The sequence below is a fragment of the Psychrosphaera aestuarii genome (genome assembly GCF_017948405.1).
Classification (GTDB): domain Bacteria; phylum Pseudomonadota; class Gammaproteobacteria; order Enterobacterales; family Alteromonadaceae; genus Psychrosphaera; species Psychrosphaera aestuarii.
The window spans coordinates 2788058-2801887 of sequence record NZ_CP072844.1 but is presented as its reverse complement, the minus strand read 5'-3'; the positions used below and the strand labels follow the sequence as shown (position 1 = coordinate 2801887).

Below are 13830 nucleotides of genomic sequence, written 5' to 3'. Positions count from 1 at the left end.
CCTTAGTAACTCATACAAGCGGCATTAAGTAGTCCAATTGATACGCTGGTCGCGCCTAAAATTACACCGGCACTAATTTCATTTTGTTCGATTCGTTCAACAATTTTTGGCATAAATACATAGCGTGTGACAGCAAAGGCGAGGCATTGAGCGATTAGTGCGATTGCGCCCCAAGTTGTATAGTCGATTAAAGATACAGAATTACTAGCGGCACTTGCTAAAGCAATAGAAAAACCAATAATTGCTCCACCAAAACCAATCGCGGCTGCAACACTTTGTTGTTCTTTGATGAGGTTCCACTCATCATGAGGAGTGACCAAGGTGTAAACAAATTTAAAAAGCATCAAAAACACCAAGCTTATGCCAAAATATAACGCAAAATTGCCAATCGCGATAAGTAAGTCTGAGTTGTCCATTTGTAGTCCTAACTATATAAAGAGAATTCACATTTATTAAAACACTTTAATAGATAGCCTAACTACCGTCAAAATATAAAAGGTTTCAAAACTTTACGATGTTAGGTTTTTCATCCAACGTTTATTTTTCACCCGCCAAGCGAACATAAACATCTTACAAACTTCTTCTGAGTACATAATTACTACAACCCATATAAAAGCTAGTTGCCAGTAAAAAGCAGCTAGCCAAACTAACGGAATGCTAATTAACCACATACATAAAGTATCGGTAATTAAACAAAAACGATTATCGCCACCCGCTCTCAATATGCCCATTGCAAGAGTCATATTAATAACTTTTAGCCACGCTAACCCACCAATCACGTAAAAAATCGACTTTGCCAAGTTAATCGTTTGCTCTGAAACACCTTGATAAGGTGATAAAACCGCATCATTAAAAATAATCAGTAATACACCGAGGCACAATGCAACCGCAGGACCAAGCCCCGAAAACATCTTAGCCATAGTCCATGCTTCCTCTAGACGGTTGGCTCCTAGGTGTTGTCCAACTACAATGGAGCAAGCTGATGCGATACCAAAAAAGATCGATAAAAATATGCCCTCAACGGGAAGTAACATGCTAATCACCGCGAGCTCAGTTGTGCCGATACGACCAAAAATAAGCTGATAAGTAAATGAGCCTAATGACCAAATACCAAAACTAAGCATCATAGGTAATACTAACTTTAAAAGCCTTGACCAATTTGGGCGATATTTTAAGAACTCAAAATCTGATGTGGAAATGTATAATATGTGTTTTTGCGTTTGCAAAAAACTAATAAGAATAATCAATTGAAACAAGCGGGATATAGTGGTTGCCCAAGCTGCACCAGCAACACCTAAAGGTGGGATGCCTAAACCACCATTTATTAACCAGTAATTTAGCACTACATTTAATACAATGGATATAGAGCTGAAAACTAATGGTATTTTGACTTGATTGATACTCCGAAGCGCGTTTTCAAAAACTTGAACGATTGCAACAAACACCATACTCGGCATCGTTATCCACAAATAGGTTTCACCTAAAGCAATCACGGCAGGGTCTAAGCTACCTAAACTCATAATGTCATCAGATAAAAAATAGCTTGCAACAATAACGGGAATTAATGCGACTAGCGAGTAGCAAATGGCGATTAGAATACTGCCACGTATTTTTTGCCCTTGTCCGGCTCCGTGATATTGAGCCGATAATATGCCGACAGCCCAACTTAAACCCATCACGATAACCATAACGACGAATAACACCCGGTTGCCGAGTCCAACCGCTGCAATCGCTTCATCGCCCAAGTGACTGACCATCATGACATCGATCATACTAAGAAAAGTGACCAACATACTTTGTAATGAGATTGGCCAAGCAAGTCTTAGCGTTTGTTTAAATTGAGTTTTTTTAAGAATCACGCAGAGGCCTCCAATTTTAAGGGCGCAAGGATGCCTGTTTTTAGTTTTATTGTCGAATAATTATAGAACAGACACGGATATGTGGTTTATGACGGTACGATGACAATAGGGTGACATTTTTGTTACGCATGTGACTCTCGGTGAAATAAAAATTCATTTTAAACAGTGTGTTATCAAAAGTGTTAGCAAACATTTCAAGTGTATTGATGACCTAAAGTTACTGTGGTATTAATACACGTGCTGATATGGGAGTGTCAGTAGAGTGTTCAATTGTTTCAAATTTGATGTAAATGGGAGTAGCAATTATGATGAACGGAAGCGTTTCATCTGACGAAAATAGAATATTAATGGCTTGGCTAAAAGACAAACGTAAAGAAAAAGGCCATACCATGCGGACGTTATCTCAAATAATAGGTACTCCACATTCATTTGTTGGAAAAGTCGAAAATCAAGAACGTCGGTTAGATATCGTTGAATATATAAGATATTGTCGAGCGCTTGATATTGATCCCATCGAGGGATTAAAAAAAATCGCTCAATAGTATTTTTAATCTTTCTGAAATGGCACGTTTAGGCGTGCCATTTTTTTTTCATTAAAACTAACAAGGCAATTATCGCTGGAATGCCAATACAGGCCGTCATGGTAAAAAATTGGCTATAGCCAAGTTTTTCTAACCATACTCCAGAAAAGCCACCAAGAGATTTAGGTAATAATAGCATTGCCGAGCTAAGCCAGGCGTATTGTGTTGCAGTAAACTCTTTATTGGTTAATGAGCTTAAGAATGCAATTAAGGCGGCCATTGCAATGCCAGCGCTTAAGTTGTCAATCGATATCACTAACGTTAACAACTCTAAATTATGACTAGACTTTGACAGCATAACAAACAGCAAATTAGTTAATGCGGAAAGTATGGCGCCGGTCAATAAAATAGGCAGGATGCCAAAACGGTTAATTAAACCACCACATACAAAGGCGCCTACTAAGGTCATTACAACGCCAAAGATCTTCGAAATGGCGGCAATTTCTTGTTTCGTGTAACCCATATCTACATAAAATACGTTGGCCATTACCCCCATTACAATATCTGATATTCGATAAGTCGCTATAAGGATAATGAGTAAAATAGCGTGGGATTTATATCTAACAATTAAATCGATTACAGGGTTTACAAAGGCCGATTTAACTTTTTGGAGGATTGATTGATGCGACGAGCTAGCGATCTCATTTTTGTATTCTATTGGCTCAGGAGCACTAACCGTAAAGGCTATTAATAATGCCATAATACCTGACATAATTAAGTAGCTTGATTGCCACGCTGAATAGTCGTAATTAGCGCTAACCTCAAACAACGCGGTAATGTATAGCACACCCGCCGTTGCTACAATCATAGCTAATCGATAACCTATCATGTACGCGGCCGCCATTGCAGCTTGTTGGCGATCATCACCAGACTCTATTCTAAATGCATCTATAACGACATCTTGGGTTGCTGAAAAGAATGCAACGGCAACTGCTGCCAGAGCCATTGCATAGAGGTTTTGTTTTGGATCGGTTAGAGCCATGGCAGCAATACTTGCCACCAGAAATATTTGAGTCAAAAAAAGCCAACTTTTACGTCTTCCGAGTAGCCTGGATAACACTGGAATTTTAACTTTGTCTACCGCAGGTGCCCAAATCCATTTCATTGCATAGGCCAGAGTTACCCAGCTAAAAAAACCGATTGAACTGCGCGCAGCCCCAGCTTCTCTTAACCAAAAAGAGAGTGAAGAGAAAACCAACATAATGGGTAAGCCTGCTGCAAATCCAAAGGCAAATAACCGTAATACACTTAGCTCAAAATATATTTTGAAAGAGTTGAGTAGCTGAATTAGAGATTGGCCACTGAGTGTGGTGGATAAGAATTGCAAAATAAAATCGGCCTAATAGTGGAAACTAATAGGCCGATTGTTGACAAGATTTTATCTAATATCAAGTCTTAAGGTCTAACACCTGAACAAAAGTCCGGGAATCGACCATATCCTTGTAGATAACTAATACAGGAAACCATTTCATTTTTCAGTTTTTCACTCGTCCGAATTTCAGATGAGCTCCAAAAAGAAAGCTGATGTAACAAATACCAAAAAGCACTTTCCAACGGTGTTAGAGATGTATCTTTAGCGTTTATTTGTGACCATTCCTCAATAGTATCCCAACAATATAAATCAACTTCTGAATCTTGAATCTCTCCATCCAATAATGCATTAGCATAAAAGCTAAGTTGATTTGCTTTGTTGTGGATAAATCGCTGTGTTTTTACCACTTTATTCACCCCCATTTTTTATTTGTATTAGTAAAGGGTACGGATTAGTAATAAAGCTCGTATTTACTAAACCAAAGTCAGTATAGACACAAAAAGCTATTCGGACAAAATTTGAACTGAAATAATTTCAATTTTTTTATTAGGAAAGTTAGGCCAGCCAAGCTCTTCAGAAAAATCACTACCAATTTCAATTGCTTTTTCTAAAACACTTTGCCCCTCTACCACTTCCCCAAAAACGGTGTAACCCCATTTTTTGCCCGGATTTAAACTATCGTTATCCACAAGGTTAAAAAAGAACTGACTAGTTGCAGTGTGCGGTTCGTATTGCCGAGCCATAGAAATAGTGAACTGATTGTTTTTTAAACCATTTCCGGATTCATTGATGATTTCAGGAAACTCTTTGATTTGCTCAATATCAGTTGTGTAACCACCACCTTGCAGAACAAATTCTGGCTCTAGTCTATGAAAAATGGTGTTGTCGTACTTCTTTGTCACTACATAACTTAAAAAGTTATCCACAGTGATTTTTGCTCTACTTCGATCCAATTCAATAATCATGTCGCCTAGATTAGTGACCATTTTAACTTTAGGGAATAAATTGTCGGTTTGAATATATTCACCACGCGGTATTTCATTTGCACTTGTTGAAAAGTGGGTAAATAGCGTAATAAATATTAATAGTAATAAGCCAAAAGTTCTTTGCAACATACCTACCTCTAGCGACTTAAGGCTTTCTGAAATTCATCATCTTGAAGCGTACGCTCAAGTAATGTAGATAACATGATATTCATGTTTTTTGTTACATCCTCTTGATCAAACTTCATTGGCCCGTCTTGGTTAATGCCGGTTTGGTAGCTTTTAGTCCAAGTTCGCTGTGGAGACGATACCGTAACTTTCCACTCAAGTACGGCTTCAGATTCAAAGGTCATAGCGTACTGCTTTATATAACTAGTGGCGGTTGTAATATCAAAGTTAAGCTTATTTCGGCCATTAGGGCTTGTTTGCAAACTGCTCGTTAACCATGGGCGAATAAGGTTTGCAATATTATTTACCTGCATAAATTCACTACTATTAACCATTGCCATTGCTTTATTCTCTCGTGAGTCAGAGATGTTTATATCTTTTACACTCATAAGTAATTTAGGGGACACGGCGCTCGGTGCCAATTTTACAGCTTGTTCAAACTGATTGGCGCAACCAGACAATATAAAGCCAATAGTCGAAATTGCGATTAACTGAAAAAATCTCATAATTTTGTTTACCTTTTTGTGCGCGTTATCAGTGGACGAGTTCGGTTTGTTTAATGTCATTTTATTTTTTACATTGATATATCACGAATTTCGCATTGCTCGCTAGAATAGTAAAGCCACCAAAAGTTGTTTTCAACATAGATTGGTAAGGCAAGTGTCTATTTGCGACTAAATACAAGACGCCTTGTTTTTTAAGAACTTGAGCGGCCTGATTTATCATTTGTTGCGCAATGTGTGTCGTAATTGCATTTTGCTGGTGGAACGGAGGGTTACACAAGATCAAATCAGCCGAATTTGTTGCTTGTTGCGATAAACAGTCATCTTGGACGAATAAAGTTGCTTGCGACAATAAAGGCACATTTTGTTGGACATTATATTGTGCAGATGCGATTGCCATATGTGACTCATCACAAAAAATTATCCGGTTCTTGGGTTGGTCATTTTTGGTGCTTTGGTTTAAGAATAGACTTTCGTTTTGTTGCAGCAACGAGAGTCCGACTAAACCATTACCACAGCCTAAATCTATTGCCGTAAAAGGTTCTTTTGTCGCTTCAATATAAGGCAGGTGGTCCACTAAAAAACGCCCGCCAATGTCGATTTGGTCTTTGCTGAATACATTTGCGAAGGCGCTGAGTGTTAACTTTTTGTCCGGCCAATACGCAGTAAAGTTAGGGTGTGTATTTACAGAACGAGCGTTATCAACAGTCGCCAGACTTTGGTTTTGTGATGCTGAATGTGTTGCAAATATTAGTCGGCTTTTTCTTTTTGCTAAACTACTTTTAACGTTTGCAAAATAACGTTCAAATAGTTTCATTACCGCTGTAGTAATGAATGTTGTTTTACCTGTGGCAATAACATCACAATTTATCGACTGAGCGCAAATTGTCTGCAATTGATGTTCAAGATAGGCAATGTTTTTTGTTATTTTAACAATAGCTAGGTTGCAATTAGGAACAGTGTCTAATGAATTGTATATCGGCGGCTTCGCAAGTTGGTTAATCTCATGGTTATGCTCTATTGCTAACTGACTAACGTATGAATCTAAGACACAAATTGGACGAAAGCGATTTAAGCCTATTGAAATAGCACCAAATAAATCGTCAAAGATAACTGTTGATGGTAATGAAGACGCATCTGAATAACGTTCGATGACATATTGAACAACAAGATCGTCAGAACTGTCCCATGCTTGCAGGGATTTGTCGTGCTGGTTAGGCGGGTAGCGAAATAATTGATACTCATTATTATCAATTGACCAACTAGTGTTCATGTTATGCTCGTTGTTTATATCGTTATTTCTCTATTGTCCCACTGCTTAGAAGAGATGTAAATTTGCAAAAAGATTTATTCGAAGATTCATCAATCTCACCAAAAGATAGTAGCGCATTGCTGCCGGAGTTGATTGCGCCTTGGTTAATGTATGAAAGTTCATTTTTGTCAAAGCAGGAAGCTGTAGAAGCGTTTGAAACTTTAAAATCAGAATTACCTTGGCAGCAACCTGAGGTAGTGGTATTTGGTCGCAGCCACCGAATTCCACGTTTGCAATGTTGGCAGTCTGATCCAGATGTTATCTATCAATATAGTGGTAAAGTGCTAGAGCCACAGCCTTGGCACCCATTACTTTTGGACATAAAAGTACGTCTAGAATTAAGTAGCGGTTATAAATTTAACTCTGTTTTAGTGAATTACTATCGTGATGGTAATGACAAAATGGGCTGGCATTCTGATGATGAGTCAGAGCTTGGCCCAAATCCCGTAGTGGCCAGTATTTCACTTGGAGAAACGAGAGCCATGTTTTTTAAAAATAAAAAAACTCAGCAAACGGCGAGTATTGATTTGTTGGCTGGGTCAATGTTAGTAATGAAAGCTGGTATGCAAAGAGTATTTCAACATCAAATTCCAGCGCGGCGAAAAGTTAGTCACGGGCGTATTAGCCTGACATTTCGTTACATTGTTAATTAGACTCGTCGCCTTGTATTTGGTTTACTAGCATTCGAACTTTTAAATAAGGATTAATAAAGATGACGTCAGGTCAGGTAGAGTTAAAAATAATCGAAAAGTTAACAAATACGTTTTTGCCAGACATTTTGGATGTGGTTAATGAAAGCTCGCAGCATAACGTCCCCGAAGGTAGTGAGTCACATTTTAAAGTCGTTGTTATTGCCGACGCGTTTAAAGATCAAAAATTAATTCAGCGTCATAGAGCTGTTAATAGTTGTTTATCTGAAGAGTTAAAAAATGATATTCATGCTTTAGCTATCCACACATTTACACCAAAAGAATGGAGAGAAACGGCTAAGGTTCCATTGTCACCAAAATGTTTAGGTGGCAGTAAATTCGATCGTTAATTTTGCTTTTCGATTGGGACAATGGTTGTTTATTAAACTGAATTCAGGGAATATACCTTCGCATAAATTACTCTACCAATAACAATAATAAGAGGTAACGGCGTGGAATTTATCGAACACTTATCCGACCGGCTTGGTAAAGCGGTGAGTTGGCTAACCGGTATTATGGTTGTTGTAATGACCTTGGTTGTCATACTACGTTATGGTTTTAACCTTGGTTGGATTTCATTGCAAGAGAGTGTTCTTTATCTGCACGCTGCTGTTTTAATGTTAGGTATGTCTTATGTTTTAAAGCATGATCAGCATGTACGAGTTGATATTTTTTACAATCGTTATTCACCAGTAACACAAGACGTAATTAATATATTGGGTCACCTCGTTTTACTCATTCCCACCTGCGTGTTTATTATTTACATTAGCTTCAATTATGTTGCTCAATCTTGGCAATTTTTAGAAGGTTCGCAAGAGGCTGGCGGCCTGCCATTTGTGTATTTGTTGAAGTCTCTGATTATCGTTATGCCTTGCTTGCTAATATTGCAGGCATTAAGCAACCTTGTTATTCGTTTCAATAGAGTTAAAGCAACACGAGCTAAGGGAGCGAATTAACATGGAATGGATGGCTGTTTTAATGTTTTTGGCGATTTGTTTAGTATTGCTATTAGGTTATCCAGTTGCTTTTAGTTTAGCGGGTACAGCTCTTATTTTTGCGGGTATTGGCTCACTAATTGGTAACTTTGACACGTCGTTACTGAATGCTTTGCCAAGCAGAATTTATGGCGTAATGACGAATCAAACTCTTTTAGCTGTGCCACTTTTTGTATTTATGGGCGTGATGCTTGAAAAGTCAAAAATTGCAGAGGATTTATTAACAAGCCTTTCACAAGTATTTGGACGTATGCCTGCCGGTTTGGGCATCGCTGTCACACTCGTTGGTGCGTTAATGGCTGCTAGCACTGGTATTGTTGGTGCAACAGTTGTGACAATGGGTTTATTGGCCTTACCATCAATGCAAAAACGCGGTTACAACGAAAGTTATTCGACAGGTGTTATTGCAGCAACGGGCACCTTAGGGCAAATAATTCCGCCGTCTATAGCGTTAGTTTTACTCGGTGATGTATTATCAAGTGCGTATCAACAATCTCAATTATCACAAGGAATATTTTCTCCCGAAACTATCTCTGTAGGCGACCTCTTTGCTGGTGCGTTGATACCAGGTCTTATACTAGTTTCTATGTATTTGCTCTATTCGTTGGCGATAGGTTTTTTTAAACCACAATGGACACCTCCTGCTAACACAAGCGATAGACTCAAGCTGTCAGTATTATTTCTAAGTTTAATTCCACCGCTATTTTTAATGGTCATTGTTTTAGGTTCAATTTTATTAGGTATAGCAACCCCGACTGAAGCCGCTGGCATTGGAGCGTTTGGGGCGACAATAATCGCTTTGCAAAAGCGAGAGCTCACGATTAAAACACTCAAAATGGTGATGGAATCAACTCTGTCGGTGACATCAATGGTGTTTATGATCCTTATTGGTGCGTCAATATTTTCTTTAGTATTCAGAGGGTTTGGAGGTGAAGAGCTGGTTCACTCATTTTTTAAAGACATGCCTGGAGGGCAGTTTGGAGCCGTATTAACAGTGATGTTAGTAATATTTGTCTTAGGCTTTATTCTTGATTTTATAGAAATAACCTTTGTGGTCGTACCCTTAGTTGCTCCTGTTTTGTTTATGATGGGTGTGGATCCTATTTGGCTAGGAATTATGATTGCGATTAATTTACAAACGTCGTTTTTAACTCCACCTTTTGGGTTTGCATTATTTTATTTACGAGGCGTCACTCCAAAGTCAATTGCGACCAATAAAATTTATAAAGGAGTGGTTCCTTTTATTGTTATGCAGTTAATTCTGTTAATCATTTTGGCAATTTGGCCCGATCTAGCAACGGCGCTACCTGCCATGATTTATAGTTAAAAAGTATACAAGGAAAGATTATGTCTTTATTTTCAAAATCGCTGTTAACTGTCGCTATCTCTATGCTGTTTTTAACAGCGTGTGGTGGTGACGAAGCGCAATTACAAAAAAACTCGACGGTAGAAAAGGTATATAACTGGAAATTAGTAACAAGTTGGCCTAAAAACTTTCCTGGTCTGGGTACAGCCCCAGAGAACTTCGCCAAGCTAGTTAATAAAATGAGTAATGGCCGGTTAACCATAAAGGTATATGGCGCAGGCGAGATAGTTCCCGGTTTTCAGGTATTTGACGCTGTTTCACAACGAACCGCAGAAATGGGTCATGCCGCCTCTTATTATTGGAAAGGCAAAATGCCTGCTGCACCCATTTTCACCGCAACACCATTTGGACTAAACGCACAAGAAACAAATGGTTGGATCCATTACGGTGGTGGTTTGGAACTTTGGCGCGAGTTGTATAAACCATTTGGTGTTATTCCTTTTGCTGGTGGTAATACGGGCGTGCAGTCAGCAGGCTGGTTTAAAAGAGAAATTAACGGTGTTGAAGACCTGCAAGGGCTCAAAATGCGAATTCCAGGGTTAGGTGGTGAAGTATTACAAAAGCTGGGCGGAGTGCCAGTTGCGTTAACAGGCGGAGAGATTTTCACATCTTTACAGTCTGGCGCTATTGATGCAACTGAGTGGGTTGGACCTTATAACGACTTAGCTTTTGGTTTTCATAAAGTGGCTGAACATTACTACGTAGCGGGATGGCATGAACCCGGTGCTATGTTGGAATTTACAGTTAATGAAAGTGCATTTAATGAGTTACCTCAAGATCTACAAGCGATTGTAGAAGTCGCAACCCGCGCGGTTAATCAAGATATGTTAGATGAATATACAGTTAGAAATAACGCAGCGCTGGAGCAGTTAAAGAATAAACACGGTGTTGTCCTTAAAAAGTTTCCTGCTGAGGTAATGTTTGCATTAAAACAGGCCAGTATTGAAGTTATAAATGAGCAAAAGTCTAAAGATGAGATGTTTAACAGAATAATGAGCTCTTATCAGGCCTTTCAAAAGCAAGTTACGGATTATCACAATCTGTCAGAACTTGAATATTACCAAAATAGAAATCGATAACGCTTTGCTAGTCTGATCTGTTTTTGGTTAAAACAGATGTACACTGGCGCCAAATTGATATTCGGCCGAAGCCATTAGTGTTTATCGGCCTCATTTGCTTATGTTAAGGAAATACATATATGGTTATTAAACCAAAAATTCGTGGTTTTATTTGTACAAATGCACATCCAGTTGGCTGTGCGGAGAGTGTAAACCGTCAAATCCAATATGTTAAAGAACAAGATTTTGGCGCGACTGGACCTAAAAATGTTTTAATTATTGGCGCGTCGACAGGGTACGGACTAGCATCGAGAATTGTGTCAGCATTTGGTTATAACGCAAATACGTTAGGTGTTTTTTTTGAAAAACCAGGTACCGATAAAAAAACAGGCTCTGCAGGTTGGTATAACACAGCAGCCTTTCAAACAGCGGCAGAGGCAGCAGGTTTATATTCGAAAAGCATAAACGGTGATGCCTTTTCACATGAAATTAAAGCTAAAACTATTGAAACAATAAAAGCTGATATGGGTAAAGTTGATTTAGTTATTTACAGTTTAGCGTCGCCAAGAAGAACTGATCCTGATAGCGGTGAAACTTACTCTTCAACATTAAAACCAATTGGTAATGATGTTACGACTAAAAACTTGAATACCTCAAAACGTATTATCGATGAAGTTTCAGTAGAAGCGGCAAATGAAGATGAAATAAATAATACAATTAAAGTCATGGGCGGTGAGGACTGGGAATTATGGCTCAATGAGCTTAGTAAAGCTGGTGTGCTTGCAGAAGGCTTTAAAACGACGGCATATACTTATATAGGCAAAAAGTTAACTTGGCCGATATATGGGCATGCAACAATCGGCAAAGCAAAAGAAGACTTAGATCGTGCTGCTGCGGCAATAAACAAAACGACGTCGAATCTTAGCGGTAAGGCTTATGTCTCGTCATTAAATGCGGTCGTAACGCAAGCAAGTTCGGCTATTCCGATTATGCCGCTATATATTTCAGCGTTATTTAAGGTGATGAAAGAAGACGGCACGTACGAGGGCGTCATTCAGCAAATCTCGGGGCTATTTAAAGAAAGTTTATTGTCTGACACACCTCGGTTAGATGATGGTGGCCACCTATTTCAAAATTACAAAGAACTCGAGGATGATGTTCAAGCCCGTGTGCAAACAATTTGGGATACCGTTGATACAGACAGTATCGATGAATTGACAGATTACACTGGATACCACCAAGAATTTCTTCATTTATTCGGGTTCGGTTATGACAATGTTGACTATGATATTGAAGTAAATCCTGATGTTGAAGTTAAAGGGTTGATATAACCTAGATTATTGAAAACAAAGGGTTGTATAAAGTTTATACAAACAAGGAGCCAGTTGTATATCAAAATACACTGGCTTTTTTTTATGATTGGGTCTATGCATCAATCTTTCTTTACAGATGATTTATTTTTATTCGAATAATGAGCGCCTTGCGACTAAAATAAGTCCAAATTCGAATGGTCAAAATATTGATAATAGTGCTACAATTGTCGGCTGTACCGAAACGAATCTATATTTAAGTCTTGGTACGTACATAATTTTATAAATATGCGATTTAATCGGGTATTTGAGAGAATTCCATTTCTTCCAACTTAAACTAGTGCATATGCGTATGATCAACATAAAAAAAGGTTTGGATCTACCTATTGAAGGTGTTCCACAACAAGCCATCCACGATGGCCCAGCAGTGAAAACTGTTGCTACGCTTGGTGAAGAGTACAACGGCATGCGTCCAACGATGTATGTCAAAGTTGGTGACAGTGTAAAAAAAGGTCAAGTTCTTTTTGAAGATAAAAAGAATCCTGGCGTTAAATTCACTGCACCTGCAGCCGGCGTTGTAAAAGAAGTAAACCGTGGTGAAAAGCGCGTTTTACAATCAGTCGTTATTGAGCTTTCTGGTGATGAACAAATCACTTTTGACAGCTTCAGCGTTGACCAACTAAGTAGCCTTGATCGCCAAAAAGTGATCGACCTATTAGTTGAATCAGGCCAATGGGTAGCATTACGTACTCGTCCGTTTGATAAAACGCCAGCAATCGATAGCACCCCATCATCTATTTTTGTTAATGCAATGGATACCAATCCATTAGCCGCTGATCCAGCGCTAATTATTGCAGAACAACAAGAAGCCTTTAATGCTGGTCTTACCGTATTAAGCAGATTAACAGATGGTAAGCTAAACGTAGTTAAAGCTGCGGGTTCTTCGGTTAAAGCCGATGCGCCGAGTGTTGATCTTCACGAGTTTGGTGGTAAGCACCCAGCTGGTTTAGTGGGTACACATATCCACTTTATTGATCCAGTATCAAGCACAAAAACAGTTTGGCATATTAACTACCAAGAAGTTATTGCTTACGGTCAATTATTCCTAACTGGCGAAATTAATAATCAACGTATTATTTCTCTTGCTGGCCCTGTTGTTAAAAATCCTCGTTTGATTCGTACTATTTTAGGTGCATCAACAGCTGATTTAACATCGGGTGAATTAGAAGCGGGTGAAAACCGTATCGTATCTGGTTCCGTATTGTCTGGTAATGCTGCACATGGTGTGCACGGTTATTTAAACCGATATGACCTGCAAGTGTCTGTTTTAGCAGAAGGTCGTGAAAAAGAATTGTTTGGCTGGATTCGTCCAGGCTCAAATCAATTTTCTATCACTCGTGCATTCTTAGGTCATTTATCACCTAAGAAACTATTCAATATGACAACTACAACTTATGGCTCTGACCGTTCAATGGTTCCAATCGGTAACTACGAGCGCGTAATGCCATTAGACATTTTGCCAACTTTATTACTAAGAGACTTGATCTCCGGTGATACAGAATCGGCTCAAAGCCTAGGTTGTTTGGAATTAGGCGAAGAAGATTTAGCACTTTGTACTTTTGTTTGCCCAGGTAAATATGAGTACGGCTCAATTCTTCGTAACTGCCTAACCAAGATTGAGAAAGAGGGCTAAT

At 38.8% G+C, this 13830-nt stretch carries 15 protein-coding genes; 8 read left to right on the top strand and 7 right to left on the bottom strand.

Annotated features, from left to right (window positions below):
• Positions 1–2: 2 nt before the first annotated feature.
• Together J9318_RS12695 and J9318_RS12690 are read right to left on the bottom strand one after the other, a co-directional pair.
• Positions 3–416: a DUF350 domain-containing protein gene (locus J9318_RS12695; protein ID WP_210560257.1), complete on the bottom strand. Its 414-nt coding sequence runs from the start codon at positions 414–416 to the stop codon at positions 3–5.
• 93 nt (positions 417–509) lie between these two features.
• Positions 510–1859: an MATE family efflux transporter gene (locus tag J9318_RS12690; RefSeq protein ID WP_244731698.1), complete on the bottom strand. Its 1350-nt coding sequence runs from the start codon at positions 1857–1859 to the stop codon at positions 510–512.
• Between the two features lie 305 nt (positions 1860–2164).
• Here J9318_RS12690 and J9318_RS12685 point away from each other — a divergent pair, with 305 nt between their 5' ends.
• Positions 2165–2401, top strand: coding sequence for a helix-turn-helix domain-containing protein (locus J9318_RS12685; protein WP_210560256.1), 237 nt, complete (start codon positions 2165–2167; stop codon positions 2399–2401).
• A gap of 28 nt (positions 2402–2429) precedes the next feature.
• Here J9318_RS12685 and J9318_RS12680 read toward each other — a convergent pair whose 3' ends face one another.
• The 5 genes from J9318_RS12680 to J9318_RS12660 all read right to left on the bottom strand — a co-directional run bounded on the left by J9318_RS12680 (position 2430) and on the right by J9318_RS12660 (position 6679).
• Positions 2430–3767 carry an AmpG family muropeptide MFS transporter gene (locus tag J9318_RS12680; protein WP_210560255.1) on the bottom strand — a complete coding sequence of 446 codons (1338 nt, stop codon included), beginning with the start codon at positions 3765–3767 and terminating at the stop codon, positions 2430–2432.
• 68 nt (positions 3768–3835) lie between these two features.
• The gene (locus J9318_RS12675) at positions 3836–4159 is read right to left on the bottom strand and encodes a hypothetical protein (protein ID WP_210560254.1); all 324 of its coding nucleotides are present in this window, start codon (positions 4157–4159) and stop codon (positions 3836–3838) included.
• A gap of 96 nt (positions 4160–4255) precedes the next feature.
• Positions 4256–4867: a peptidylprolyl isomerase gene (locus tag J9318_RS12670; RefSeq protein WP_210560253.1), complete on the bottom strand. Its 612-nt coding sequence runs from the start codon at positions 4865–4867 to the stop codon at positions 4256–4258.
• Positions 4868–4875: 8 nt separating this feature from the next.
• On the bottom strand, positions 4876–5409 hold the full coding sequence (locus J9318_RS12665) for a YajG family lipoprotein (RefSeq protein WP_210560252.1): 534 nt from the start codon (positions 5407–5409) through the stop codon (positions 4876–4878).
• A gap of 61 nt (positions 5410–5470) precedes the next feature.
• Complete coding sequence (locus tag J9318_RS12660) at positions 5471–6679, bottom strand: methyltransferase (RefSeq protein ID WP_210560251.1); 1209 nt, start codon at positions 6677–6679, stop codon at positions 5471–5473.
• Positions 6680–6741: 62 nt separating this feature from the next.
• Here J9318_RS12660 and J9318_RS12655 point away from each other — a divergent pair, with 62 nt between their 5' ends.
• From J9318_RS12655 to J9318_RS12625, 7 genes are all read left to right on the top strand, one after another.
• Positions 6742–7371 carry an alpha-ketoglutarate-dependent dioxygenase AlkB family protein gene (locus tag J9318_RS12655; RefSeq protein ID WP_210560250.1) on the top strand — a complete coding sequence of 210 codons (630 nt, stop codon included), beginning with the start codon at positions 6742–6744 and terminating at the stop codon, positions 7369–7371.
• A gap of 59 nt (positions 7372–7430) precedes the next feature.
• Entirely contained in the window at positions 7431–7757 is a 327-nt protein-coding gene (locus J9318_RS12650; protein WP_210560249.1) for a BolA/IbaG family iron-sulfur metabolism protein, read from the top strand.
• Positions 7758–7859: 102 nt separating this feature from the next.
• Complete coding sequence (locus J9318_RS12645; protein WP_244731694.1) at positions 7860–8363, top strand: TRAP transporter small permease subunit; 504 nt, start codon at positions 7860–7862, stop codon at positions 8361–8363.
• Position 8364: 1 nt separating this feature from the next.
• Positions 8365–9729: a TRAP transporter large permease gene (locus J9318_RS12640; RefSeq protein WP_210560248.1), complete on the top strand. Its 1365-nt coding sequence runs from the start codon at positions 8365–8367 to the stop codon at positions 9727–9729.
• 20 nt (positions 9730–9749) lie between these two features.
• Positions 9750–10847, top strand: a complete 1098-nt coding sequence (locus J9318_RS12635) for a TRAP transporter substrate-binding protein (RefSeq protein WP_210560247.1) — start codon at positions 9750–9752, stop codon at positions 10845–10847.
• Between the two features lie 119 nt (positions 10848–10966).
• The gene (gene fabV, locus J9318_RS12630; protein ID WP_210560246.1) at positions 10967–12157 is read left to right on the top strand and encodes an enoyl-ACP reductase FabV; all 1191 of its coding nucleotides are present in this window, start codon (positions 10967–10969) and stop codon (positions 12155–12157) included.
• A gap of 331 nt (positions 12158–12488) precedes the next feature.
• Entirely contained in the window at positions 12489–13829 is a 1341-nt protein-coding gene (locus J9318_RS12625) for a Na(+)-translocating NADH-quinone reductase subunit A (RefSeq protein WP_210560245.1), read from the top strand.
• Position 13830 lies beyond the last annotated feature (1 nt).

What these genes read in the sequence shown, in the direction of transcription:
- J9318_RS12695 (WP_210560257.1), bottom strand. Translation starts at nt 416, where the DNA reads ATGGACAACTCAGACTTACTTATCGCGATTGGCAATTTTGCGTTATAT.
- J9318_RS12640 (WP_210560248.1), top strand. Translation starts at nt 8,365, where the DNA reads ATGGAATGGATGGCTGTTTTAATGTTTTTGGCGATTTGTTTAGTATTG.
- J9318_RS12685 (WP_210560256.1), top strand. Translation starts at nt 2,165, where the DNA reads ATGATGAACGGAAGCGTTTCATCTGACGAAAATAGAATATTAATGGCT.
- J9318_RS12665 (WP_210560252.1), bottom strand. Translation starts at nt 5,409, where the DNA reads ATGAGATTTTTTCAGTTAATCGCAATTTCGACTATTGGCTTTATATTG.
- J9318_RS12670 (WP_210560253.1), bottom strand. Translation starts at nt 4,867, where the DNA reads ATGTTGCAAAGAACTTTTGGCTTATTACTATTAATATTTATTACGCTA.
- J9318_RS12625 (WP_210560245.1), top strand. Translation starts at nt 12,489, where the DNA reads ATGATCAACATAAAAAAAGGTTTGGATCTACCTATTGAAGGTGTTCCA.
- J9318_RS12635 (WP_210560247.1), top strand. Translation starts at nt 9,750, where the DNA reads ATGTCTTTATTTTCAAAATCGCTGTTAACTGTCGCTATCTCTATGCTG.
- fabV (WP_210560246.1), top strand. Translation starts at nt 10,967, where the DNA reads ATGGTTATTAAACCAAAAATTCGTGGTTTTATTTGTACAAATGCACAT.
- J9318_RS12650 (WP_210560249.1), top strand. Translation starts at nt 7,431, where the DNA reads ATGACGTCAGGTCAGGTAGAGTTAAAAATAATCGAAAAGTTAACAAAT.
- J9318_RS12660 (WP_210560251.1), bottom strand. Translation starts at nt 6,679, where the DNA reads ATGAACACTAGTTGGTCAATTGATAATAATGAGTATCAATTATTTCGC.